Source organism: Arthrobacter sp. Y3225116, from assembly GCF_059091245.1.
Genome location: NZ_JBNHGL010000571.1, coordinates 1 through 406, shown reverse-complemented (window position 1 = coordinate 406; position 406 = coordinate 1). Strand labels below are relative to the sequence as shown.

Here is a 406-nt window from a genome sequence, read left to right as displayed (position 1 = left end):
CGGCATGGAGACCCGGCTGGTCCCCGCGGCGGGCCACCGGCTCGCCACGATCGGGCGGGTTCCGCTGCCGCGCCGCCCCTCCCTCGACCTGCTGAAGCTGCCGTTCAAGTTCGCCGCGGCCGTGCGCCAGGCCGCGGACATCATCGACGGCGCGAAGGCCGACGTCGTGGTGGGCGTCGGCGGGTATGTGTGCACTCCGGTCTACATCGCCGCCAGGCTGCGCCGGGTGCCGATCGTGATCCATGAAGCCAACGCCCGGCCGGGGCTGGCGAACCGGGTCGGGGCACGGCTGACCGGCCGGGTCGCGGTCGCGTTCAAAGACACGAAACTGCCCGGCGCCCGCTGGGTCGGCATGCCGATGCGGCCCGAAGTCGCCACCCTGGACCGGGAAGCCTCCCGCGAAGCC

1 protein-coding gene is annotated in these 406 nt (G+C 73.9%); it reads left to right on the top strand.

The genetic code is table 11. The annotated features are described in order from the left end of the window. Positions 1-406, top strand: a 406-nt coding sequence (locus AC5RV2_RS19010) for a UDP-N-acetylglucosamine--N-acetylmuramyl-(pentapeptide) pyrophosphoryl-undecaprenol N-acetylglucosamine transferase (protein ID WP_494093619.1), incomplete at both ends; no start/stop codon positions are given.